The following is a 23,627-nucleotide window of genomic DNA, read 5'->3' on the forward strand; positions in this document are numbered from 1 at the left end:
GCTGCAGAATTCGACAAACAGACAGCCAATGCATCCATCGGAACGGATTGACGAACTCATCGCAGGTATCACGGACTGGCGTGGCAAGACCTTCGCCAGTCTGCGCAAGACCATCCTTGCCGCCGACCCCGAAATCGTCGAGGAATGGAAGTGGATGGGAAGCCCGGTGTGGTATCGCGACGGCATCATCGCCGTCGCCAACGCCCACAAAGGAAAGGTCAAGCTGACCTTCGCCTACGGGGCAAGTCTCCCCGACCCTGACAAGCTCTTCAACGCGGGCCTTGAAGGCAACGCGAGGCGCGCGATTGATTTCTTCGAGGGCGACAAGATCAATGAGCGCGCACTGAAGAAACTGATCCGCGCCGCTATTGCATTCAATCAGGGCAAGGCAAAGCAGAAGGCGGCCGCGGGGACTCGAACGAAAGTACAACCAAACAAAGAGGCATGAAGCTATTGAACGTCTGGAAGCGACCGCTGACGTCGCTGATCGCCGTGTCGTCCCTCGGCGCCGGCATGGCGCACGCCGCCACCCTCGCGCCCGAGCTGGCGCAACGCCAGGCACAAGCCAGCTACCGCGAGTATTTCGAGTTGCTGGCCATGCCCAATGATGCGGTGGTGCCAGCGGATATTCGCCGCAACGTCGACTGGCTCGAACAGGCGTTCCGCAAGCGCGGCTTTGCCACGCGGCAACTGGCCAACGATGGCAAGCCGATGCTGTACGCGGAATTCCCGGGCAAGGATCCCGCACGCAAGACCGTGCTGTTCTACATGCACCTGGACGGCCAGCCGGTGATTGCTTCACAGTGGGCGCAGAAGAGTCCCTGGACGCCGGTGCTCAAGCGCAAGGCCGCCAACGGCGATTGGGAGGAGATCGATGCCGCGCGCCTGTTTAGCGGGCCGGTGGATCCGGAGTGGCGCGTGTTCGGCCGCTCATCGGCAGATGACAAGGGACCGATCATGATGCTGCTGACCGCCATCGATGCGTTAAAGGCGGCAGGCGGCCAGCCGGCGGTCAACGTCAAGGTGATCCTCGACAGCGAGGAGGAAAAGGGCTCGCCCTCCATTGGCAAGGTCATGCAGGCCCATCGCGAGCTGCTTGCCTGCGATGCGATGGTGATCCACGACGGCCCCATGCATGCGACGAACCGCCCCACCCTGATCTTTGGCAACCGCGGCGCAGCGCGGGCCAAACTGACTGTGTTCGGCGCCCGGGTGCCGCTGCACAGCGGCCACTACGGCAACTACGCGCCCAATCCGGCGCAACGGCTTGCCAACTTGCTTGCCACGATGAAGGACGACAGCGGCCGGGTGACGATTCCCGGCTACTACGACAAGGTCCGGATCGGCGAGGCCGAACGCAAGGTCATGGCGGCGGTGCCCGACGACGAGGGGGCGCTCAGGCGGCGCCTGGGCATCGCGCAGGCCGACAAGGTCGGTGCCAACTACCAGGAAGCGATGCAATACCCGTCGCTGAACGTGCGCGGCATGGGCTCGGCCGCGATTGGCGACAAGGTGGCCAATATCGTCCCCGACAAGGCCGAGGCCGAACTCGATCTGCGCACCACGCCCGAATCGGATGCCGCCTACCTTGGCAAGCTGATCGAGCAACATATCGTCAGGCAGGGCTACCACCTGGTGGCGGGCACGCCGACCGACGCGGAGCGCGCCCGCTACGACAAGCTCGCCAGCTTCAGCTACCAGAGCGAAGGCGCCGACGCGGCCGGTTCTCCGATCGACTCCGCGGTTGGCAAGTGGGCCTACCAGGCGCTTGCGGACAGCTTCGGCACCAGCCCGGAACCGGTACGCATCCGGATGATGGGCGGCACCGTCCCGACCGCCAAGATCGTCGAGGTGCTCCATGTGCCGTTCGTCATCCTTCCGCTGGTCAACGCCGACAACAACCAGCACGCGGCGAACGAGAACCTGCGGCTGGGTAACTATGTCAGTGGCGTGCGAACCGTCTATGGGCTGCTGACCCAGCCGTTCTGAAGCGGGCTATCAACTAGCGCATGGTGATGCGAGACATTGGCATGCAATGTCGCAAGCCCCCGCCTCAGGAAGCCCGGCTGGCCGCGTGCCTGTCGGCGATCCAGGACAGTGCCGCAACATCGGCACCGCCGATTTCCACGACCTCGGTGCCCGCCATCATTAGTCCGTAGCCGTGCTCGTCGTCCCAGGCGCACCTGAAGTCCAGTCCCAGATAAGGCGCGCCGGCGACTGGATGCACATTGATGCTGTTGAGCCGAACCAGCGACAGCAGCGTGGTCTCGTCCCAGCGCTCGGGCAGCAAGAACGCATCGTCAGGCGGGGTGCGACCCGGTCAACGCTTGTCAACGTCGAAGGCCTTCTGCCAGATATCGCTGTCGGGCGGATAGATCTCGTCAAAGTGTTGGCGCAGCATACTGATCTCCTGCACGATCTCGAACGAAAAACCATGGCGGCCGCCACGGTCGTCAAACTGCAGGTTGTTCAGGTAGCGCCGGCAGTCGACTGCATCGAACCACTTGGCGGCAATGGTATTGACGATGCGTGGGAACTGGCGCCCGAGTTCGATGGGCCGGACCTTCTCAGGCAGCTCCGCCATCCAGCGGATGGCCTCGTCGCGAAGCGTGAGGTCGTGGTCGGTGGGGCTTTTGCGTTGGAACTCTGGATCTTGAGTCATGGAGGTCTCCGGAGGCGGCCAGCAGGAGAGTCGATTGTAGTGCACTGAAGCCTCGAGAAGCCACTATGCACGGGGCATCCCGCGCTCGCCGATTCCATTGCCCGGAAGCTCTGGCCCATTTTTTCCTGCCTATAATGGTTTCCTTTGGGAGGGCATGTCATGAACGGCGTCGATGACTTCCTTAAGGGCAATCTACTCGCTGGTCTGCTGGTCGGCGTCGGAGTCGTGGTATTGGCTCCGGTAGTGCTTCCGGTGCTGGCCACCGTTGCCAAGCCGGTCGCGAAATCCGCGATCAAGACCGGCGTGATCCTGTTTGACAGAGGCCGCGAGGCGGCGGCCGAAATGACCGAGGTCTTCGAAGACCTGGTCGCGGAGGCGCGCTCCGAACTGGAGACACCTCGGTCCGCGACGTTCGCCGAGACCAGGGCAGAGAGTGATGTCGCTACCGAGACATTCCCCGAAGCCGGCCGTCCTCCCATGTCGGGGCAAAGCACATGAAGCCTGAAGATGCGCAGCTATCCCATGCGCTGCCGGGTCGATTGCGGGTCAAGGTACCGACGCGGCGGCACGACGCTGCCTACTTCGATGACGTCGTGCGGCGCCTTTCCGAATGCAGCGGCGTGGATGAAGTCAGTGTCAATCCCGTGACAGCGAGTGTGCTGATCATTCATTCGACCAGCGACGATGCGGTCGCCTCGTATGCTTTGCAGCAGGAATTGTTCAGGCTGCGGCTAGACCGCACCGCGTCGAAATCGCGCATCGTCGCGCGGCAGCTTTCCGCATCGGCGCCACGGTTGTACTCCGCCGAGCCGATGAGTCCATCGGACCGGCGCGCCGGCATGCTGAGCGCGTCACTGGCCAGCCTGGGTGTCCTGCAGACGCTGCGAAGCCAGGTCATGGTCCCCGCGATCTCGCTGCTATGGTACGCCTACGACACCTGGCGCCAGCGTCCCGGGAACCGGCCCGAACCACCTTCGATACCATAAGCAAAACTTCATCAGACCGTCACATGGCAGCGGTTCAATAGCGCACGACGCCGGCATGGCCGGCAAGATGCGCTGAAGAAGCGCTACCATCATGCAAGAGCAGTTCGCCAGAATCCACCATGTGCCCGGACGCCTTCGTCTGAAGCTGCCGGCGATGAAGCGCAACGATGACACGGCGCGCCGTATCGAGCGGTCGGTCACTGCGCTTCCCGGCGTGCGCGACGCGTGCGCCAACACCCTGACGGGCAGTATCGTCATCCGCTTCTATCCCCGGCTGACCACCGGCGAGCAGATCGTCGCCGCCCTGCGCGCCGACGGTTATGTCACGGCAGGCATGACCCTGGCGGCCCCGGCGCGGACCTCGGTGGCAACGAGCGAGCGGTCGGCGTCGCTGGCCGACGCCATCGCCAAGAAGGCAGTCGACGCGCTCGTCGAGCGTTGCGCCGTGGCGGTTATCGCGGCGCTGATCTAGTCTGCGAGCCACCGTTCTGGCGGCCTGCGACTCGTTTTACGGACGCTGAGCGGCGCCGCCGCGTCGCGCCATGGATCCAGTACGGCGCCGCCGCGCCCGCTGCGATGGTAGCGATATCCAGCGCATCGACCGGTCCCACGCCAAGCATGCTGCGCAGGCCTGGGATCAGGCCGGCCAGCACTTGCAATGCCATCCCGCCGCCAACCGCCAGGTCGAGATAGCGATTGCGCTGTGCTGGCGCGCTCCCCGTTTTGCTGCGGCTATCGGTCCGGCAATTGTAAGCATGCAGCAGCTGGCCCAGCGTCAGCGTCATGAACGACACCGTGCCAGCGGCCGGACCGGCGCCATGGCGTGCCGCCGCCAACGCATGAGCGGCCATGGCCCCACCGCCGATGGCGAGCGCCTCCATGCCGAAGCGCGCCATATCCGCGCGGCCCACGATCGGCTCGCTGGCATCCCGCGGCGGCATCAGCAGTACATCCGGCTCTGGCGGCTCCACCGCCAGCGCAAGCGCCGGAAACACATCGCTCAGCAGGTTGATCCACAGCAGCTGCATCGGCGTCAGCGGCTGTCCCACGCCAGCGCCTACGGCAGCCAGCATCACCACGATTTCGCTGAGGTTGGTTGAAACCAGGAAGTGGACGGACTTGCGGATATTGCTGTAGATGGCGCGACCCTGGCTGATTGCCACCGCCAGCGTCTGCAGCTCGTCGTCCTCCAGCACCACATCCGCGACCTCGCGTGCCAGGTCCGTGCTGTGGCGTCCCATCGCCACGCTGATGTCGGCAGCCTTCAGCGCCGGACCGTCGTTGATGCCGTCGCCCACCATCGCCACCACCTGCCCGCCGCGCTGCAGCCCCTGGACGATCTGCAGCTTGTTGGCCGCGCTCACGCGCGCAAAGATATCGACGCGCTGCGCCAACCGGGCGAACTCATCCGGCTGCATGCCGGCGATATGGCTCGCTTCGACCACCTCTGGTCCGCCATTGCCATTGTTGCCCATCCCCAACGTCTTGCCCACCGCATGCGCGGTCACGGCCTGGTCGCCGGTGATGATCGCGGTCTTGATGCCGGCGTGGCGGAACAGGTCGATCAGTTGCTGCGCGCCATGGCGAATGGGATCCGCCAGACCGAGCATGCCCAGCCAGCACAGCGGGCGCGCGTCGATGTCGAGCGTGCCGTCCCCTGTGGCATAGGCAAAGCCGAGCAGGCGCAGGCCCTCCGCACCCATCTCATGGTTGGCCGCGAGAATCGATTCGCGGTCCGATTCGGTGAGCGGCAGCCGATGTCCATCGTCCGCATGCTCGCTGCAGAGCGCCAGCACCTCGGCGGGATTGCCCTTCACCGCCAGCAGTCTCGCTCCGCCCTCGCCGCCATGCAGCGTGGCCATATAGTTGCGCTCATCGGCGCGGTACGCGACCTCGAGCAAAGGATGCCGCGTGCGCACGGCATCGACCTCGACTGAAGCGGCAAGCGCCAGTTCGACCAGCGCAAGTTCCGTCGACGAGCCATTGAGCTGGAAGCGGTCCGGGCCGCCATCGAGCCGCGCTTCATTGCAAAGCACGGCGACATGCAGCAGGCGCAGCACCGCATCATGCGCATGGGGCTCGATGCGCCCGTCCGGAGCATAAAGCCTGCCATCCACCACGGCGCTACGCTGCATCGCCGCGTGCATGGCGAGTACCCGCATACGGTTTACGGTCAGCGTACCGGTCTTGTCGAAGCACACGGTATGGACGGCGCCAAGCGTTTCCACCGCGTCGAGCCGGCGCACCAGCACGTTCTGCCGCCGCATGCGGCGGATGCCAAGCGCCAGCGTGGTCGTCGCCACGGTGGGCAGCCCCTCGGGCACCGCGGCCACGGCAAGCGAGACCGATGTCTTGAACATCGCACCCAGCCCGAGCCCGCGCAGCATGCCGATGACAAAGACCAGTGCGCACATGGCAGTGGCGAGGCGCACGGTCTGGTTGCCGAAGTGCTGGAGCTGCCGTTGCATCGGCGTCGCGGGCGGCCGGGTCGACCCGACCAGCATCTGGACCATGCCCAGCTCCGTCGCCCTGCCCACCGCGACGACCACGGCGAGCCCGCTGCCGCTGACGACGGTGGTGCCCATGTACACCATGCAGGTGCGCTCGGCCAGCGGTACGTCGCGCTCGCGCAGGCGCTTCGGCGATTTCTGCGCGGGAAGGCTCTCGCCTGTCATGGGCGACTCGTCGGCACTCAACTGGCGCGCGTCGACCAGGCGCGCATCGGCGCCGACATAAACGCCCGCCGTGAGGACGAGAATGTCGCCGACGACAACCTCGCGCGCATCCACGCGATGCAGCTCCGCATCGCGCAGCACCATCGCCTGGCGTTGCGTCATGTCGTCAAGCGCATGGATCGCGCGCTCGGCTTGTGACTCCGTGGCGTAACCGATCGCGCCATTGATCAGCACCACGCTGGCGATCACCAGTGCATCGGCGAGGCCACCTGTGGCGATCGACACGATGGCCGAGCCGGCAAGCAACGCCACCGGCAGGCTCTTGAACTGCGCGACGAACATCTCCAAGGCTGAGCGCAGCCGGGGCGGGTCGAGTTGATTCGGACCGTGGAACAGCAGGCGGCGCTGCGCGGTGCGATGTGACAGGCCCCGCTCCATGGACGAGCCCATTGCCAGCAAGGCCTCCCTGGCGTCGACGGCGTGCCATGGCCGCCCCGCGAGGCCGGCCTGCGTCGCGCCAGCCCTGGTAGTGGCTGACGGGGCGGCTGCATGCGCATGGCCGACGCGCGCGCCGAAATCAAGACGTACTACAGGTCCATTGCCACCGCACGCGCGGCTCGCCGGCGCGCCCTCGCTCACATCGCCGCCATGGCCGTCGATGCAGGCGATAATGGCTTCCAGCGGATACGCGGGGTCGAACCGCACGACGATGTTGCCGGTCCAGGCGTTGGCCTCGACATGGAGAATGCCGGCCGCCTTGCCCAATTGTTGCGCGAGGGCTGCGCAAGCCACGTCATCGCGATACAGTCGCGACACATGCAATCGCGCACGGCCGCGCACCGTATGCAAGGGAACGACCGGCGCAGCGTCGCCGTTGCCACGCTCGGACCCGCGCGGCGTCGCTTGCGAAAGGGCAGTGGAAAAACGCTGTTGCAAGCTCACGCTCATGCCCCCGTAAAACTGGAAGAATAGGACAAAGCCATGGAATTGCCAGCCGCCTCAGCCGCGTCCGCGGACGCGAAATCGCGCGACCTGCGGCGCATGAAACTGGCCGCGACCGGTCTGCTGATCGGCATGGTCGCGCTGTTCCTCATCGCACGCCGGTTTGAAGATGTGCATCCTGCGATCGGATTTCTGCGCGCATTCGCCGAGGCCGGCATGGCGGGCGGCATCGCCGACTGGTTCGCGGTCACCGCGCTGTTTCGTCATCCGATCGGGCTGCCCTTGCCGCACACCGCGATCATTCCGCGCAACAAGGATCGCATTGGCCGCAACCTCGGCGCATTCTTCGAAGCGAACTTCATGTCCAAGGAAGTGGTGTCCGCCAAGCTTGCCGAGTTCGACCTCGCCGGCGCTTTCATACGCTGGATCGGCAGGCCGGCGCAGACTGCGCAGATTGCAGACTACCTGGCAGAGCTGGCGCCCGACCTTCTGGCCAAGGCCGGCGGCAAAGACCTCGAAAACCTGGCACGCGAGACGCTGGCGGAGCGCATACGCGGCGTCGAACTGGCACCGCTTGCAACGGCAGCGCTGACGCAGATAGCGAAGGGTATCGACTATGACAAAATTATTACGCGGCTGTTCGAAGAGCAGGTGCAGTTGCTTCACCTGAACAAGGACGTGATACGCCAGCGCGTGCGCGAAGGCACCGGCTGGCTCTGGCAACGCGTGTCGCTGGACGAGAAAATCTCGGATTCACTGATCCGGGTCATGGACGAAGCGCTCGCAGAGGTGCGCGACATGCCGGACCATCCATGGCGCGCCCGCTTTACCGAAGTGGCGCATGGATGGATCATGGCGATGGCCGAAGCGCCGGCGTTCCTGACACAGTGGGAGAAACTGCGCGAGGAGATGCTCGCGCATCCTGCATTCGCAGGCGGCATCAGCAACCTGTTGGCCGAGTTGACGCAGATGCTGCGCGCCGACACACAGTCGCCGGACTCCCTCGTCAGGGCCCGCCTGCGCGCCATCATCTCGCAATGGGCACACGATGCGCTGCAGGACCAGGCACTGCAGGCCCGGGTCAATGAACGGGCGCGCTATACGCTCGCCACCACTATTACCGCCCAGCGGCACGAACTGGCGGAACTGATTGCGGACACGGTGCGGCGTTGGGACACCGCAACCGTTACCCGCAAGATCGAGGTCGAGGTCGGCAGGGATCTGCAGTTCGTGCGCATCAATGGCACGTTGATCGGCGGCCTCGTTGGTCTGGCGCTTCACGCGCTAAAAGTCTTCCCTTGAGTACTCAGCTTCGGCAGCATCACGCCGTGACGGCCGGCTCCTTCGTTGTCTGGCGCTCTTCCTCGGCGCGCATCGGCGTCCGTCCCGTCGCCGCGGAACCGGCCACCTGGCGCACACCGCCCACGCCAGTGGAGATAATGTCGCGCGCTACCGAAACGACGCCCGTTCCGAGCGTGCCGACCGTTCCCAGCGCTTCAGAGCCCACTTCTTCCGTCGCGTGCACGGCACCTGTCAGCACATCCCGCACAACCTCGACCGCGTCGTTTGCCACCAAACCGGTGGCGCGCAGCGTGCCGCTCAGCGTGTCCCGCACGAAACCGATGATCGGTCCGCCGAATTCATCCGCCGCGACGCGCGCCGGCTCTCGCAAGCCATAGCGGGCACGGCGCATGCCTGTCTCGGTCGTCACGCCCCGATCCACCCCTTCCCAGCCTTCCGTCGCTTCCGCGTCTTCCGTGCCGGTCAGCTTTTCCTCATCTGTGTCCTTGTCTCGACGTGCCATGGCAACCTCCTATGTCGCAAACGTAGCGATCGAATGGGCAGCCAACGCGCGTGCATCGGCTGCACCATGTGCGCATGGGCGCAAAGCCGCGCCCATGCTACAGAGCAAACATAGACCATAGGAAAGGTTAGCAACAATCGCTCCCGGCAGAAGACGGCGTACAGGGTCGGCAGTAGCGTGGGCAGGTGTGGACTGCTGCGAGCCATTGCAACCTTGGGGAACGACATTGCAATAAGGAAACGAGGATCGGATACGACACCGCAATGGTGCGCCGGTGCCGGGGTGCTCTGCACGCGACCGTTGAAGCCTCAGCATCGACCGGCGCTTCCTGCCGTGCGTCGTCCGGCCCGACGCGGGTTTCCCGCGCGAGCCTGGCCAGCGCCTGCGCCAGCCGGTCATGGACATCCTCATGGATATACAGCCGCTTGATCGCCAGGCAGTACTGCGCGTTGTTGGCAAACGCGCCTTCAGGTTGACCGCTGCGAAGGCCATCACGGCGCGGCCGGTCTGGGTCGAGCCGGTAAAGCTGAGCTTGTCGATGCCCGGATGGGACGACATCAACGGCCCCAGGGCATCGCCGCCACTGATGACATTCAGCACGCCAGCCGGCAAGACGTCGCGCAGCAGTTCGCCCAGCTTCAGCGTCGTCAACGGAGTGAACGGCAATGGCTTGAGCACCATCGTATTGCCGGTCAGCAAGGCCGGCGCCACCTTCCACAGCGCCAGCGCCAGCGGGAAGTTCCACGGCACGATGCCGCCAACCACGCCCAGCGGCACGCGCAGGGGGTCAGAGTCTGAAATCCGGATCGTCATGCAAATGGTGGTGGGCACGCTTACCCTGACCCTGCTGACCGACCCGGGGCCGTTGCGCTTCGACGGAGATCTGATCGAAACCAAGCTGACGGCGATGATGAAGCGGTTCTTGCTCTTGCCCTGATTTCCACACGGCCAGAGGCGTTTTCTGTCAGATCGGCTGGATCGCCCCCTGGCTTGTCCCTTCCCCCAGCCCCATGCGTGCCGCTTCCTCCCGCAGGCTGCGCACGAACGCATGCACGACCTCGTCGGCCCCGCCCTGGCGCCACACGGCGCCCACCGGGCCGAACGATTCGGCGTCGGCCACGGGCAGCACCCGCAGCAGCCCCAGCGCTTCCATATGGCGCGCCATCGCGTCTGAACAGACACCGATGTAGTCGGTGCCCCGCAGCACCGCTTCGATCGTCAGCACCGAACCGGTTTCCACGCGTGGCTGCAGGCCGGCCGCGCCGCGCTCCAGCAGCACCGTGTCCAGCCGGGTGCGCATCAGCGTCTCGCGCGGCGGCATCACCCAGGGATAGGCGAACAGGTCGCGCCAGGCGATGCGCTGGCGCGCGGCCAGCGGATGATGCCGTCCCACGACCACGCCGATGCCGTCCTCGAACAGCACCTCGTGCGCCAGATGCGGGCCATAGGCGCGCGCGTCGATAGAGCCGACGATCACGTCGTAGTCGCGCCGCTCGAGGCGCTCCAGCAACGTGTTGAAGGTGCCTTCGGTGACCTGGATCTGCACAGTGGGCCGCGCTTGCTGGAAGCTGACGATGGCGCGCGGGATCAGGTGCGCCACGCCGGCAAAGACACTGCCCACATGCAGGCGTGCGACCGCCCCTTTGGCAATGGAGCCCAGTTCCTCATGCGCGCGCGACACCTCGCCCAGCACCCGGATCGCCAGCTTGCGGACCGCGTCACCGGCCGGCGTGAGCTGCAGCCGGCGCCCACGCACGACCAGCCGCGCGCCCGCAAGCTCTTCCATTTCGCCGAGCCAGTGTGACATCGCCGACTGCGTCATGTGCAGCCGCTGCGCGGCGGCGGACAGCGTCCCGGCGTCCAGCAGGATCAGGAAGGATTCGAGGTGCCGCATCCGTAACCGGCGCGCCCAGGCCACGCTATCCGCAGGGTCAGTCATGAGTGTTTACTAATACATCCATCGGAACAATTCACTGGCGCACATGGTAAGCCAATCCAATAATGTGCGGGAGTTCTCAACATGCTCGGTTTTCTCACATTGTTTTCAGGTTTTCTACCTATGAAGAAACTCTCAGTTGTTTCGCACCTGGCGGCGGCCGCGGTTGGCCTGGGCCTGATGGCGCCCGCATGGAGTTGCGGCGAGGCGGGTTCGACCCGGCCCATCCGTCTGGTGGTGTCCCAGCAGGCGGGCGGCAGCACCGATACCATCGCCCGCATGTGGGCCGAGCATGCCGGCAAGGAACTCGGCACCACGGTGGTGGTGGAGAACAAGCCCGGCGCCGGTGGCGTCATCGCCGCCAAGTGGGTGCTGTCGCAACCCGCGGACGGCTGCACGCTGTTTCTTGCGGGCGTGTCGCAGATGGTGCTGAACAAGTTCGCCTATGCGCCGCTGGCCTACTCGCCCGAGAAGGATTTCACGCCGGTCGCGACGCTGACCAATGTGCCGTTCGTGCTGGTCGCCAATCCGCAGAGCGGTTTCCGCACGCTGGACAGCGTGATCGAGGCATCGCGCGCCAAACCCGGCGCGATCAACTTCGCCTCGTCCGGGCTCGGCAATTCGACCCATCTGGTGGTGGAGATGCTGCTCAAGCAGCGCGGATTCCGCATGACCCACGTCCCCTACAAGGGCGAGCCTGACGGTGTCATCGCCACCGTCTCCGGTGAAACGCAGGTCATGGCGCCGGTAGTCAGCACGGCATTGCCGCAAATCCGCGCCGGCAAGCTGGTGCCGTTGGTCGTGTTTGCAGCGAAGCGCGTGCCCGATCTGCCCGACGTGCCCGCGGCACCGGAGATCGGCCTCAAGGGCTTCGAGGACATCGGCTGGTCGGGCATCGCCGCCAAGGCCGGCACGCCGGCCGAATCGATCCAGCGCATGCATGCCGCCACGCAGAAGTTCCTGTCGGAACCCGCCGTCGTCGACAAGCTGCGCTCGATGCAGGTCACGCCGATGCCGGGTCCCGTCGGCAAGCTCAGTGAGCTGACGGTGCGCGACACGGTCAAGTGGAAGAACGCCATCGGTGACCTGAACCTGCGGGCTAACTGAACCGACGAGGCGCGGTGGCCCCGGCGGCCGCCGCGCGCAGCTGTCACAACACCTGAATCCCGAGATAGCAATGAAAAAAGGCATGGTCGTCTGCCCGCAGCCCGAAGCGGCGGAAGCAGGCATCGAAATCCTGCGGGCCGGCGGCAATGCGGCGGATGCCGCCGTCGCCTGCGCGTTTGCCCAGACCGTGGTGGATCCGCTGATGTGCGGCATCGCCGGGTTCGGCACCGCGGCGGTGTATATGCCGTCGAAACAGGCGCACGAATATGTCGACTTCCACGCCACCGCGCCGGCGCGTGCCACGCCCGACATGTGGGCCGACAAGCTGGAGGGCGAGGCGCGCGACGGCTTCGGCTTCTTCGTGAAGGACCGCGTCAACGACATCGGCTATCAGTCGATCGCCACCCCCGGCACGCTGCGCGGCCTGGAGGCGATCCACCAGAGCTACGGCAGGCTGCCCTGGAATGAAGTCATCGCGCCCGCGATCCGCTGGGCGCGCGAGGGCTATTTCGTGCGCCCGGGGATGTATGCGTTCTGGATCGACGTGGCCACGCTTGGCCGCGCCAGCAATCTGGAACGCCTGGCATACAGCGAGGACGGTCGGCGCCTTTACTGCCGCGAGGACGGCTCGCCAAAGACGATCGGCACGCCGCTGCACAATGCTGATTTCGCGAACACGCTGGAGCAGATCGCGCGCGAGGGGGCGGATGCGTTCTATCTGCACGATATCGCCCATCGCATCGTCGCGGACATGGAGGCGAACGGCGCCCTGCTGTCGCGCGAGGACCTGGCGGCATACCGCGTCGAACGGACGGCGCCGCTGGGCGGCACCTATCGCGACCGTACGATCACCACCAACCAGCCGCCGGGCGGTGGCGTGATGCTGATCGAGATGCTGAATATCCTCGAGCAGTTCGACCTGGCGGAGATCGGCCACAACACACCCGAATACCTGCGCATCGTTTGCGAGGCGATGAAGGCCGCGACGCGCGACAAGGACCTCCACGTCGGCGATCCGGCATTCGTCGAAGTGCCGCTCGCGCGGCTGCTCGACAAGGGCTATGCGCGCGAGCTTGCCGAACGCATCCATGCCGGCGACAAGATCGACATTCCGCGCGTCAATCCCGGCCATGTGGTGCCGCGCGATACCACGCACCTGTCGGTGGTGGATGGCGATGGCAATTGCATTTCACTGACGCATTCGCTGGCGATGCCGTCGGGCGTGATTACGCCGGGACTTGGATTCCTGCACAACGGCTGCATGGGCGTGTTCGATCCGCGGCCGGGCCGGGCAGGCAGCATTGCTCCGGGCAAGCGGCGCTTTACGTCGTCATGTCCTTCGATTGTGTTCCGGGACGGCAAGCCGGAGATCGTTCTCGGCGCGCCTGGGGGTACCCAGATTGCCATGGGTGTGCTGCAGGCCATTCTGAACGTGGTGGATTTCGGCATGGCGATGCAGCCGGCGGTGTCGGCGCCGCGCTTTTCCTCGACCAGCAATGCCATCGACGTGTGCAACCGGATTCCGCGCTATCTCACCAAGGAGCTGGAAGCGCAAGGTTATGAGGTGATCCGCAATCCGTACAACTATACGATCGCGTGGGTGCATGCGATCCGGTTGGTGAATGGAGAGCTTGATGGCGGGGCGGATCCTGGGCGGGATGGGGTTGCGTTGGAGACGGTGGTGGATTGAGGGTTGTGGGGCTGTCGGTATTGGGCATTGCCGTGGCTTCGGTAAGCGCCTGCCCTCACCCACACCCCTCTCCCGCAGGCGGGAGAGGGGAGCCTGCTGCTCGCGTTATGGCCAAGCAGCGCCCTACGTCACGGCAACACAGGATTCGCCACCGCGCGCGCAATGATCGCATCGGCATCGCGCTGCAGCAGGAAGCGCTGCGCCACCAGCTCATTGGCCGCAGCCGTAACCGCCGCAACATACCCGGCCTGGTTCGTATACAGCGACTCCAGCGACGGCCTGCTGTCCCCCGCGGCCTGGCGCGCCGCCTCGGTCTTGTGGAACGGGATAAACGCGCCTGTCAGGTTGGACAAGTCGACGATCCCCGGCGCGGCCACGTAGTTGAACTCGAGGCTGGTGCCGATCGGCGCGCGTGCTTCCACGCTGCGGATGCCGGCACGCGGAATGCCGGTGGAGGCATCGAGCTGCGGCACCAGGATCGCGTAGTCGCGGTTCAGATAAGCGGGAGGCAGGATCGACGCGATGCCCGATTCATCCTCGCGCCGGTACTGCGGGCCGAAGTCCAGCAGCGGGTAGCCGTTGTAACGGCCCAGGTACTGGAACTCCGGAATCGCGGTCTGCACCCCGGACACCGGCCACGTCAGCCCTTTCATCACCGGCACCGTTAGCGCCGAAGGCCGCACCAGCGTGCCGTCGGCCAACGCCGGCACCTGGCTCGGCGGCGGCGCCGTGTCGCGCACCACCCAATCCTCCAGATCGAGGAACAGCGCCCGGAAAGTGTCGTTGAAATGAATGACGGTGCCGGCAGGATAGACGTTGCGGGTCGGCACATAGTTGATGCTGGCCGTGCCGCCCGGGCCGCCGTGCTGGGCGCCTGCATAGTAGTAGATGCGGGCGTTGTCGGGCTGCTTGAGGTCGGTGAAGCCGTTGGCGTCGGTCAGTACCGGCGAGCCCTGCAGTTGCCAGAACTCGGTGCCGGACAGGCCGAGGAAGAACTTCGGGCAGGTGCTGGTGGCCGCGCAGCGCTTCATCACGCCGCCGGTCGTGCCGGCGACATCGTCGACATAGTCCTTGTCCAGCGCGCGCGGCGCGGTCTGCCCGAACGCGGTATGGTCGGTGCGCAGCCCGCCACCGCCGCCCGGCACGGCAAAACGCGTGTTGATATTGGTCTGGCGCGCGGCCACGTGAGCGTAGATGCCGTCGAACACCTTCGAACCATCGAGCGCCTGGTTAAAGCCCAGATGCAGGAACGTCTTCATCGCATTGCCCGACTGCGACGTGCCCTGCCCGATGGCATGCCGGATGCGGCCGGCGATCGGGTTGGGCGTGCCGGCGCTGCCGACGGCCTTGTTGCGGAAGAAGCTGACGACCTCGCGCAGCGCGGCCAGGCCCACGCCCATCACCTTCGGGTCCTTCGCCACGTAGACCAGTTCATAGAGATACTGCGGATCGAAGCCGCCGCGCAGGCAGATGCTGGCCGGATCGGCGGTGCCGGGGAACGGGTTGGCGCCATCGCACCGGGCGAATTTCCAGTCGCTGGCGGGAATCGCGACGCGGGCGTCGGTCTCGTTGATGCGCCGGGTCAGCGAGTAGCCGGGCTGGGTGTTGTCGAGGCTGGCCGGCGCGTACGGGATCATCGAGCCATTGAACACGCCGCCGGGCAGCGACATCGACGCGGTTGCCGTGGTCGGCACCAGCTCGGCGCGATACGGGCCTGTGATGGAGGTGCCGTCGGTATTCTTCGCCACCGGCACGGTGACAGTCAGGCGCGCCGGGTTAGACTTGGGCACATCGCCTTGCCAGGCCGAATAGAGGAACACGTAGCCGCGCTCGAAATAGACGGCGTCACTGGGCGTCGTGCCCGGGTTCGGCATGGTCAAAATGTTGCCGCGGTTCGGCGCGTCGTAGCGCAGCACACCGCCCGCCTTGCCCATGTCCTTGGGCTTGAGCATGACAAAATCGGTCGTGTACTCGACCATGCCATTGGTATTGACCGGCGCCAGCGCCAGGTCCTGGATGATCGCATTCCTGGGATCCTTGGGATCGACCTCGCCGGTGATGGTGCCCGTCACCTGCTCATACTGGCCCACGCTGCCGTAGCTGCCGGCGAAGTCCTGCGTGCCGGTGATCTTCAGTGTCAGTGCGGGCGTGCGCGTCTGCGGCGGTGTACCGTCACCACCTGAGCCTCCGCCCCCACCGCCATCGCTGCCACCGCATCCGGCCAACAGCAAGATGGCCGTGGCGCCGCCCAGGGCGAGCGCCATCGCGTGCCGCCCGAGTGCACGTGCTTCCATCGGTGTCTCCTCGTCTCGTCGTTATTAAAATGGTTCCCGTCGGAATTGCGGGAGGCGACTCGACTATAGAAGACTTGGATTGTGCTGATAAATTGATTGTTTGGATGGATTTATCGACGCGGCAGGTCGATCGCGGAGAGCCTGTTTCAGTGAGGTCCTCACCTTCACAGTGCTGCGCTGCGCTCAGCTTCGGCAATGCCTTCCACGCCATCCCGGAAACGCGCAGCAGCGCCATGCAGATGGCGTGCGCCGCCATGTTGCGCCGGGCCCTCGCCTTCGATTCGCAGCCGCGGCAGGAACTGCGGAAACTCGCGCTGCATGAAGTCGATCAGTCCTTCGCGCACCACGCAGCGCAAGTCCCACGCCAGCCCGGACGAGGCCGCGGTGCACAGTACGCGTATCTGCATGGTGCGCTCGGTGGCATCGGTGACCACCAGGTTGAAGAAGCGGCGGTCCCACTCAGGCGCTGCATGGACGATGCGCTCCAGCTCCTTGCGCAACGGTGCCAGCGGCATGCCGTAGTCCACGTGAAAGAACACGGATCCCAGCAGCTGAGCGTTATTGCGGGTCCAGTTCTGGAACGGCTTCTCGATGAAATACTGCAGCGGGATGATCAGACGGCGGTCGTCCCATATCCGGAGCACGACGTAGGTGCCGGTAATCTCCTCCACGCGGCCCCACTCTCCTTCGACGATCAGTACGTCATCGAGCCGGATCGGCTGGGTCAGCGCGAGTTGCAGTCCGGCGATCATATTGCTGAACACCGGCTTGGCCGCAAAGCCGGCAATCAGCCCGACCACGCCCGCCGACGCCAGCAAGCTGGCGCCGACTTGCCGCGCCCCGGGAAACGTCATCAGCAGCATTGCCGCGCCCATCACCACGACCAGCGTCATCGCAATGCGCGACAGCACGCGGGTCTGGGTGTGGATGCGCCGCGCGCCCACGTTGTCCTCCACATCGACCGGGTGCCGGTCCAGCACCCCTTGCGCAAACCCCGCGATCATGCGCGCCGCAAGCCAGGTGGTTGCGACGATCATCAGCAGCCCGTTGAAATGCCGCACGCTGTCGATCCAGCGCAGATCGTTGGGCGCGGCCTGCCAGACCGTCTGCAACGCCAGCAGCGGCAAGACTGCCTTCGATGGCGCGCGTGCCTTGATCACGATGGCATGCAGCACCGGCGCGGTCCGGGTGATCCGCAACAGCAGCAGCCCGCCAAGGCGATGCGCGATCAGCGCGGCGATGACAGCGATCAGAGCCGCCGCCCATGTGCCGAACCACGGGTGATCGATAAGGGTTGGAAGGTTCATGGGGCGTCTTGTTTCATTGGGGTTGCGCGACTATGGAGGTAGCGACACGACGAGCGGGCGGAAGGTTCCGCCTTCGGTTTTTCCTCATCCGGCTAGGCACCCTGCACGTAGGCATGCAAGCCCGAAGCCAGCGCGGCAAACGTCACCGCACATCGGGCGCTGCCGCGCAGGTCCTCGTGCATGGCGACCCAGGTATCCATCGTCATGGAGAACTGATGTTGCAGGATCCGGACCAGCCGCTTGTCCCGCGCCGCCAGCGCCGACTGGCACACGCCGATGCCGAACCCAGCCCGTATCGCGCCGAGCTGCGCCAGGTCGCTGTCAGCGCGAAACGCCAGGCTGTCGCGCGAGAAGGCCTGGAACTGTTCCTGCAGGCGGCGGATATATGCGCTTTCCTGGTCGAAGCCGATCAGCGTGAAGCCGGACAGCTCGTCCAGCGATTCGGGCACGCCACGGGCTGCCAGATAGCTGTGATGGGCATGCAGGCCCAATTCGATCCCGCCCACTCGCTGGGCCACCAGCGCTTCCTGTTCCGGCCGGAACATTCGCACCGCGATGTCCGCCTCGCGACGCAGCAGGTCGTCCACCTGGTTCGACAGGACCAGCTCGATCTCCAGCTCCGGATGCGCATCGCGCAGTGCCGTGAGTATCGGCGGCAGCACTTCGACCCCGATGACTTCGCTGGCCGACACCCGGACCGTGCCGCGCACGCCCGAGCCGTGGCCGCTGGCCACCCGCCGCATTGCCGCTGCCGTCGCGGCAATGCCAGCGGCATAGGGCCTCAGCTCGTGCGCGGCGTCGGTGGGTGCGAACCCGTCGAAAGAGCGGGTAAAGAGCTTCAGCCCCAGGACGGCCTCCAGGCTGTCGATGTGCCGGCCCACGGTCGGCTGCGTCAGGCCCATCGCGCGGCCGGCGGCGGACAGCGAGCCGGTTTCCAGCACATGAAGAAAGGTCCGGTACCACTCCCAGTTCGGTTCGCTGTTGAGCATGCTATACATTTTTGTTTAGCGACCACGCGATTATAGGGAATTTCCTTTTGGCACCAGAGTTTGCAAACTGAGGGCAATCGCAAACCAGTACCAGCTACAAGGAGAAATCACCATGCCCAGAGTCGCTCTGTTCGGCGCAGCCGGCGCGATTGGCCACAGCGTGGCCGCCGCATTGCGCAGCAAGGGACAGCCGTATCGCGTGGTCGGCCGCAACGAAGCACGTCTGCGCCAGGCATTCGGTGACGACCCGCTCGCCGAAATCGTTGCCTGGAACCCGGATTCCCCGGCCTCGGTGCAGGCAGCTGCCAGCGGCATCGACACGCTGATCTACATGGTCGGCGTCGACTACTGGCAGTTCCAGCTACACCCCGAGCTGATGCGCAAGACCCTGGATGCCGCCATAGCCGTTGGCGTCAAGCAATTCATCCTGATCGGCACCGTGTACCCCTATGGCCGCGTGCAGAGCGGCAAAACTCTTCGCGAAGACCATCCGCGCGCGCCCCACACCTTCAAGGGCCGCATGCGAAAGGCGCAGGAAGACCTGCTGATGCAGGCCGACGCCAGCGGGCAGATCCATGCGACGGTGCTGCGGCTGCCCGACTTCTACGGCCCTGGCGTGGAGGCCAGCCTGCTGCACCGCGCCGCGCAGGCAGCGGTGAATGGCGGCACGGCCGACCTGATCGGGCCGATCGACCGGCCGCATGAGTTCGTCTTTGTGCCCGACGTGGGACCGGTTGTCGCCCGGCTGATCGACACCCCGGCGGCCTTCGGCAAGATCTGGCACCTTGCGGGTGCCGGCGTCACGACGCAGCACGACCTTGTGCTGGAAATGGAACGACAGACCGGAAGCAAGCTGAAGCTGCGCGTCGCCGGCAAGGCAATGCTGCGTCTGCTGGGCCTGTTCAACCCGTTCATGCGCGAACTGGTAGAAATGCATTACCTGATGACCGACCCGTTGATCATGGACGACTCGGCGCTGCAACGGCTGATCGGCCCGATCCGCAAGACGCCTTACGCCGAGGGCATCCGCCAGACGCTGGCGGCGGTGCGCAGGGCTGGGTCTGTGGCCGAAGCTTCAGCCTGAACGGCCATGATTCGGTGCGTAGACCTCTGCGAAGCCAAGGTCACGTCGCAATCGGCCTGAACAAGGTCTACCATTTAAGCCGAGATAAGCACTCATCCTCAGCGCCATAGCGACCATGCAGCACGCAATCCAGGTACCCCCTGAAACCGTCAGGAAATGGCAAGAGATTGTCGATCTGCTCGCCGGAATCATGCGCGTTCCTTCCGCGTTGATCATGCAGGTACAGCCTCCGAACATCAGAGTCTTCGTCTCCAGCGAATCCGAAGGGAACCCTTACGAGCCCGCTGAAACCGCGCCTTTGAACACGGGACTTTATTGCGAGACCGTGATGAAGACCCGCCAGCCGCTGCTGGTCCCTGACGCGCTGCAGGACGAAGAATGGAATTCAAACCCTGATATCAAGCTGGGGATGATCTCGTACCTGGGCGTCCCGATCAGTTGGCCCGATGGCGAGATATTCGGCACGATCTGCGTGCTTGACAGAAAGAGAAACGATTACAGCGAGACTTTCCACAAACTCCTGCTGCTGTGCCGCGACGTGCTGCAGGCCGACCTGGAATCGCTCACCGCAGTCAACCAACAACTCGAAGAGCGCGAAGCGAAGATCGAGCGCCTGGTCAACGCGGACATTATCGGCATCTTTATCTGGGAACTCGGAGGCCGGATCATCGAGGCCAATGACGCGTTCCTCCGCATCGTCGGCTGCGAGCGTGAGGATCTCGTCTCCGGCAGCCTGCGCTGGACCGACCTGACCCCGCCGGAATGGCTCGACCGCGATGTCCGGCAATGGCTGCCGGAGCTGGAGCGGACCGGCCGCCTGCAACCGTTCGAGAAGGAGTATTTCCGCAAGGACGGCAGCCGGGTGCCCGTGCTGATCGGCGTGGCGAGCTTCGAAAAAGGCGGGAACCAGGGTGTCGCTTTCGTGCTCGACCTGAGCGAGCGCAAGCGCGCGGAGGCCGAAGCGCGCGAAAGCGAGCGCCGCTACCGCGAGATCCAGACTGCGCTGGCGCACGCAAACCGTGTCACGACCATGGGGCAGCTCACGGCCTCGATCAGCCATGAATTAAAGCAACCGATCGGCGCTTGCGGCATCAATGCCGAGGCGGGTCTGCGCTGGCTGGACGCACAATCGCCGAACCTGGAGGAAGTTCGCCAGGCGCTAGAACGTATCACCAAAGACGCAAGCCGCGCCGGCGAGATCATCAACCGCATTCGCGGCCTCGTCAAAAACACCCCGATGCATAAGGAGTGGGTGCAGATCAACGAGGCGATTCACGAGGTCGTTGCCCTGACGCGCGGCGAGGCGATGAAACACCACGTGTCCGTGCGGATGGAGCTTGCCGAGAACTTGCCGCTGGTTCATGGCGACCGGGTGCAACTCCAGCAGGCGATGCTGAACCTGATCATCAACGCCATTGAAGCGATGAGCGCGGCTGACGACGGACCGCGTGACCTGACGATCAGCACCGGCAACGATGAGCCGGCTGCCGTCATTGTCACGGTGCGCGATTCGGGGCCGGGTGTTGCTGCAGAGAACATCGAGCGCATCTTCGAGCCGTTCTGTACGACGAAAGCCGGCGGTATGGGCATGGGGCTTTCCATTTGCCGCTCAATCGTGCAAGCGCACGGGGGAACGCTGCAGCTGAATGCGAACGTGCCTCGCGGCGCCGTATTTCAGTTCACCGTGCCCATTTCCGCTACGCATTGACAAATCCTGCCTAGGCAGCTATCTTGTCGAGGATTCAGGGAGCTGTCATGCAAGCAAAGAAACGTTCGGTCATCACGGAACTGAGCTCAGGCGAACTCGGCTATCTCCTCACAGACGTGCGCAATCATTTCCTTGCCGCTATCGAGCGTGAACTGGAACCGTTGCAGATCACGGCAGCCCAGTTCGTGGTGCTCAACAGCATCATGTCGGGCAAAGGCCGCACGCTTAGCGAATTCTGCCGGCTGCTCGGCTATGATTCCGGCGCCATGACGCGGCTGCTGGATCGCATCGAAGCCAAAGGCGTTATCCGCCGCGTGGACAACCCGGCCGACCGACGCAGCTATATCGTGGAACTCACCGAGCAGGGCCTGGCGGTGTTCCCGCAGGCACGGCGCGGTACCGAAGTGGCGTTTCGCCGTCTGCTTGCCGGCTTCAGTGAAGCCGATGCGGAGATGCTGCGCGGCCTGCTCCAGCGCGTCCAGGCTAATGCGGCCGAGGGTAAGGCGGCCGAAAGCTGAGCCGCTCATTTTTTTGGAAATTTATCTGCCTAGGCATATTACGCCTGAGCAGATAAAACGGGAGATGCGATGACTATTGCGCCGAAGGCACCTGCCGCAGATGGCGTACCGCTGCGCCCCCTTATACCCCGGTATAGCCGCGCGAAGCCAATGTAGGGGCAGCGCCACCAGTCCGTAGAATGGGTTTCGCAGCGCTCGCTGCCTACCCTTCTCTCATGGCCTGCTTGCTATCGCTACGGGCAGATTCATGGCTGCGCGGGATCGCGCAATGCGCGCCCCTCGTCAACGTTTATCTCATTCAGGCGAATCCGTGAAACCTCCCACCGAGGGCGGATTGGCGATTTTTTGGGCAGTGATCTTGCCACGACACGATCTCAGACAACGATCCGGAGAACGGCGATGACTATTCCGCTGAAAGCGCGCACCGTTCGGGTCTTGCGGCGCTTGGGCCTGCTGAGCGCGGCCCTTCTTGTGACGGGCTGCGCCAGCATGAAGGGGCTGCAGACGCAGGCCACGATCGACGATGCCAACCGGCTTGCCGCGACCGCGTCGCTGGGCGCTACGCCCGTGTCGCCGGCGGCATGGCCGAAGCGCGCGTGGTGGCAGGGCTTTGGCGATCCGCAGCTGGATGCGCTGGTCGAGGCCGCGCTGGCCGGACAGCCCACGCTGCGCATCGCCGCGGCACGTGTGCGCCAGGCGGATGCGCAGGCGGGCGGTGCCGAAGCCGCGCTGTCTCCGCAAGCCAGCCTGAACGCCAGAAGCACGCGCCAGCGCTTCAGCGAGAACGGCCTTGCGCCGCGGCCGCTGGCGGGCAGCTGGAGATGGTCCAGCGACGTGCAGCTTGGCCTCAGCTACGAGCTGGACTTCTGGGGCAAGAACCGGGCGACGTTCGATGCGGCGCTCGATCGCGCCCGCGCCGCGGAAGTCGACTACCACGCGGCGGAACTGATGCTGACGACGTCCGTGGTGCGGACCTACCTGAAGCTAGACGCCGCGCATGCGCAGCGCGCGCTGACCGAGCAAACCTATCGCCAGCGCCAGAACACGCTGGACCTGACGCGCCAGCGCGTGGCCGCGCAACTCGATTCGCGGCTCGACATGAAGCAGGCCGAAGCGGCATTGCCGGCCACGCGCGAGCGCCTCGCCGCGATCAATGAGGTCATCGCGCTGACGCAGAACCAGCTGGCCGCGCTGGCGGGCAAAGGTCCGGACGCCGGCGCCGACATCCGCCGTCCGCAGCTGCGCGGCAGCTATGCGGCAGCGGTGCCGGCTTCGCTGCCGGCCGAGCTGATCGGCCGCCGGCCGGACGTGGTGGCGCAGCGCTGGCGCGTAGAGGCGACCAGCCATGACATCAAGGCGGCCAGGGCCCAGTTCTATCCCAACATCAGCCTGACCGCCTTTGCCGGCCTGCAAAGCCTGAGCCTGTCCGACCTGCTGACGGCAGGCAGCCGCACCTTCGGCATTGGCCCGGCGCTCTCGCTGCCCATCTTCGACGGCGGCCGGCTGCGGGCCAACCTCGGCGTGAGGCAGGCGGAGTACGACGCCGCCGCTGAGCAATACAACGCCACGCTGGTCACCGCCCTGCACGACGTGGTCAACCAGCTGGTGTCGCTGCGCTGGCTGGCCGAGCGCGCCGGCGAACAGCGCCAGGCGTTGCAACTGACGCAGGAGGCCTACGACATGGCCGTATCGCGCTACCGCAGCGGCGTCGGCAACTACCTGCAGGTGCTGTCGGCCGAAGGCCAGGTGCTGCAGCAGAAGCAATTGCTGATCGATCTCGAGACCCAGGAACGCACGCTGCACCTGGAACTGATCCGCGCCCTCGGCGGCGGATACGAAACGGCTGCCGCGCCCGCCAATGACACGGGCGCGGCCAGGATCTCCGCAACAAGGAACGCATCATGAAGCCCGCCAGCCCACCGAAT

20 protein-coding genes and 1 pseudogene are annotated in these 23,627 nt (G+C 65.2%); 12 read left to right on the forward strand and 9 right to left on the reverse strand.

Annotated features, from left to right (window positions below; all coding sequences use genetic code 11):
- Positions 1-28 precede the first annotated feature (28 nt).
- Both AB1I47_RS03370 and AB1I47_RS03375 read left to right on the forward strand, forming a co-directional pair.
- Entirely contained in the window at positions 29-448 is a 420-nt protein-coding gene (locus AB1I47_RS03370; RefSeq protein ID WP_354682358.1) for a DUF1801 domain-containing protein, read from the forward strand.
- The gene (locus tag AB1I47_RS03375; RefSeq protein ID WP_354682359.1) at positions 445-1,989 is read left to right on the forward strand and encodes a M20/M25/M40 family metallo-hydrolase; all 1,545 of its coding nucleotides are present in this window, start codon (positions 445-447) and stop codon (positions 1,987-1,989) included. The genes AB1I47_RS03370 and AB1I47_RS03375 overlap by 4 nt, the downstream gene beginning before the upstream one ends.
- 64 nt (positions 1,990-2,053) lie before the next feature.
- Here the strand turns inward: AB1I47_RS03375 and AB1I47_RS03380 are convergent, their stop codons facing one another.
- Together AB1I47_RS03380 and AB1I47_RS03385 are read right to left on the reverse strand one after the other, a co-directional pair.
- Positions 2,054-2,290: a DUF6985 domain-containing protein gene (locus AB1I47_RS03380; RefSeq protein ID WP_354682360.1), complete on the reverse strand. Its 237-nt coding sequence runs from the start codon at positions 2,288-2,290 to the stop codon at positions 2,054-2,056.
- 30 nt (positions 2,291-2,320) lie between these two features.
- On the reverse strand, positions 2,321-2,662 hold the full coding sequence (locus AB1I47_RS03385; RefSeq protein WP_354682361.1) for a hypothetical protein: 342 nt from the start codon (positions 2,660-2,662) through the stop codon (positions 2,321-2,323).
- 159 nt (positions 2,663-2,821) lie between these two features.
- Between AB1I47_RS03385 and AB1I47_RS03390 the strand changes: the two genes are divergently transcribed.
- The 3 genes from AB1I47_RS03390 (at position 2,822) to AB1I47_RS03400 (ending at position 4,120) form a co-directional block, all read left to right on the forward strand.
- A complete protein-coding gene (locus AB1I47_RS03390) occupies positions 2,822-3,160 on the forward strand; it encodes a DUF5132 domain-containing protein (protein ID WP_354682362.1) in 339 nt (112 codons plus the stop codon).
- Positions 3,157-3,648, forward strand: coding sequence for an HMA2 domain-containing protein (locus AB1I47_RS03395; protein WP_354682363.1), 492 nt, complete (start codon positions 3,157-3,159; stop codon positions 3,646-3,648). The genes AB1I47_RS03390 and AB1I47_RS03395 overlap by 4 nt, the downstream gene beginning before the upstream one ends.
- Before the next feature lie 91 nt (positions 3,649-3,739).
- Positions 3,740-4,120, forward strand: coding sequence for an HMA2 domain-containing protein (locus AB1I47_RS03400; protein WP_354682364.1), 381 nt, complete (start codon positions 3,740-3,742; stop codon positions 4,118-4,120).
- Here AB1I47_RS03400 and AB1I47_RS03405 read toward each other — a convergent pair.
- On the reverse strand, positions 4,101-7,115 hold the full coding sequence (locus AB1I47_RS03405) for a cation-translocating P-type ATPase (RefSeq protein WP_354682365.1): 3,015 nt from the start codon (positions 7,113-7,115) through the stop codon (positions 4,101-4,103). The genes AB1I47_RS03400 and AB1I47_RS03405 overlap by 20 nt on opposite strands.
- 189 nt (positions 7,116-7,304) lie before the next feature.
- Here AB1I47_RS03405 and AB1I47_RS03410 point away from each other — a divergent pair, with 189 nt between their 5' ends.
- Positions 7,305-8,567, forward strand: a complete 1,263-nt coding sequence (locus tag AB1I47_RS03410; protein WP_354682366.1) for a DUF445 domain-containing protein — start codon at positions 7,305-7,307, stop codon at positions 8,565-8,567.
- Between the two features lie 19 nt (positions 8,568-8,586).
- Here the strand turns inward: AB1I47_RS03410 and AB1I47_RS03415 are convergent, their stop codons facing one another.
- The 3 genes and pseudogenes from AB1I47_RS03415 to AB1I47_RS03425 all read right to left on the reverse strand — a co-directional run bounded on the left by AB1I47_RS03415 (position 8,587) and on the right by AB1I47_RS03425 (position 11,008).
- Positions 8,587-9,069 carry a hypothetical protein gene (locus tag AB1I47_RS03415; RefSeq protein WP_354682367.1) on the reverse strand — a complete coding sequence of 161 codons (483 nt, stop codon included), beginning with the start codon at positions 9,067-9,069 and terminating at the stop codon, positions 8,587-8,589.
- A gap of 127 nt (positions 9,070-9,196) precedes the next feature.
- Positions 9,197-10,119 (reverse strand): annotated as a pseudogene (locus tag AB1I47_RS33815) (aldehyde dehydrogenase family protein).
- Positions 10,034-11,008, reverse strand: coding sequence for a LysR family transcriptional regulator (locus AB1I47_RS03425; protein WP_354682368.1), 975 nt, complete (start codon positions 11,006-11,008; stop codon positions 10,034-10,036). The pseudogene AB1I47_RS33815 and the gene AB1I47_RS03425 overlap by 86 nt, the downstream one beginning before the upstream one ends.
- Positions 11,009-11,128: 120 nt before the next feature.
- On the opposite strand from AB1I47_RS03425, the gene AB1I47_RS03430 reads away from it, so the two are divergent.
- Together AB1I47_RS03430 and ggt are read left to right on the forward strand one after the other, a co-directional pair.
- A complete protein-coding gene (locus AB1I47_RS03430) occupies positions 11,129-12,112 on the forward strand; it encodes a Bug family tripartite tricarboxylate transporter substrate binding protein (protein WP_354682369.1) in 984 nt (327 codons plus the stop codon).
- A gap of 82 nt (positions 12,113-12,194) precedes the next feature.
- The gene (ggt, locus tag AB1I47_RS03435) at positions 12,195-13,802 is read left to right on the forward strand and encodes a gamma-glutamyltransferase (protein WP_354682383.1); all 1,608 of its coding nucleotides are present in this window, start codon (positions 12,195-12,197) and stop codon (positions 13,800-13,802) included.
- 128 nt (positions 13,803-13,930) lie between these two features.
- Here ggt and AB1I47_RS03440 read toward each other — a convergent pair whose 3' ends face one another.
- The 3 genes from AB1I47_RS03440 to AB1I47_RS03450 all read right to left on the reverse strand — a co-directional run bounded on the left by AB1I47_RS03440 (position 13,931) and on the right by AB1I47_RS03450 (position 18,392).
- The gene (locus tag AB1I47_RS03440; protein ID WP_354682370.1) at positions 13,931-16,096 is read right to left on the reverse strand and encodes an alpha/beta hydrolase domain-containing protein; all 2,166 of its coding nucleotides are present in this window, start codon (positions 16,094-16,096) and stop codon (positions 13,931-13,933) included.
- 164 nt (positions 16,097-16,260) lie between these two features.
- Positions 16,261-17,403 (reverse strand): mechanosensitive ion channel family protein, encoded by a 1,143-nt coding sequence (locus AB1I47_RS03445; protein ID WP_354682371.1) that lies wholly within the window; start codon positions 17,401-17,403, stop codon positions 16,261-16,263.
- 92 nt (positions 17,404-17,495) lie between these two features.
- Positions 17,496-18,392 carry a LysR family transcriptional regulator gene (locus AB1I47_RS03450; protein WP_354682372.1) on the reverse strand — a complete coding sequence of 299 codons (897 nt, stop codon included), beginning with the start codon at positions 18,390-18,392 and terminating at the stop codon, positions 17,496-17,498.
- A 112-nt stretch (positions 18,393-18,504) separates the two neighbouring features.
- On the opposite strand from AB1I47_RS03450, the gene AB1I47_RS03455 reads away from it, so the two are divergent.
- The 4 genes from AB1I47_RS03455 to AB1I47_RS03470 all read left to right on the forward strand — a co-directional run bounded on the left by AB1I47_RS03455 (position 18,505) and on the right by AB1I47_RS03470 (position 23,607).
- Positions 18,505-19,476, forward strand: coding sequence for an NAD-dependent epimerase/dehydratase family protein (locus AB1I47_RS03455; protein ID WP_354682373.1), 972 nt, complete (start codon positions 18,505-18,507; stop codon positions 19,474-19,476).
- A 115-nt stretch (positions 19,477-19,591) separates the two neighbouring features.
- A complete protein-coding gene (locus AB1I47_RS03460; RefSeq protein WP_354682374.1) occupies positions 19,592-21,184 on the forward strand; it encodes a GAF domain-containing sensor histidine kinase in 1,593 nt (530 codons plus the stop codon).
- A 47-nt stretch (positions 21,185-21,231) separates the two neighbouring features.
- Positions 21,232-21,702, forward strand: coding sequence for a MarR family winged helix-turn-helix transcriptional regulator (locus AB1I47_RS03465; protein ID WP_354682375.1), 471 nt, complete (start codon positions 21,232-21,234; stop codon positions 21,700-21,702).
- Positions 21,703-22,101: 399 nt separating this feature from the next.
- A complete protein-coding gene (locus tag AB1I47_RS03470; protein WP_354682376.1) occupies positions 22,102-23,607 on the forward strand; it encodes an efflux transporter outer membrane subunit in 1,506 nt (501 codons plus the stop codon).
- Positions 23,608-23,627 lie beyond the last annotated feature (20 nt).

This window comes from Cupriavidus necator (assembly GCF_040578825.1).
Classification (GTDB): domain Bacteria; phylum Pseudomonadota; class Gammaproteobacteria; order Burkholderiales; family Burkholderiaceae; genus Cupriavidus; species Cupriavidus necator_E.